The sequence below is a fragment of the Ruegeria sp. AM9 genome (assembly GCF_056540565.1).
In genome coordinates this window covers 1-504 of the sequence record NZ_JBQFWY010000072.1, presented here as the reverse complement: position 1 = coordinate 504, position 504 = coordinate 1, and the positions used below count along the sequence as shown (strand labels likewise).

1 pseudogene is annotated in these 504 nt (G+C 65.9%); it reads right to left on the bottom strand.

The annotated features are described in order from the left end of the window. Positions 1-504 (bottom strand): annotated as a pseudogene (locus ACR0DO_RS19650) (glycine dehydrogenase (aminomethyl-transferring)); the annotation flags it as partial.

The following is a 504-nucleotide window of genomic DNA, read 5'->3' as shown; positions in this document are numbered from 1 at the left end:
CCGGGATCATCTCGATCGTGGCGTTCAGCTTCATGGTGCACGAGCCCAGCGGGATCATCGCCCGGTCCAGCGCCAGGTCACGGTCGGCCAGGCGGCGCATATAGCGGGTGATCTCGGCCTCGGCCCGGTTCTGGTGGAAGATCGGGTGGGTCAGATAGGCGCTTTCGCGCAGCGCATAGTCCGGCAGGCGATACTGCTTGTTCGAGCTGTCATCCTTGCGGTCGATGCCGAAGGCGCCCCAGACGGCCTCGATGGTCTCGGGGCGGGTCTGTTCGTCGAGGCTGATGCCCACTTTGCTGTCGCCCACCTTGCGCAGGTTGACGCCACGGGCCACGGCGGCCTCCATCACCACGGTCTGCAGATGGCCGACCTCGACGGTGATGGTGTCGAAGAACACTTCGGGTTCGACGGCAAAGCCCGCCTCTTCCAGACCGGCGGCCAGGCGCGAGGTCTTGCGGTGCACCGATTGCGCGATGGCCTTGATGCCGTCGGGGCCGTGATAGA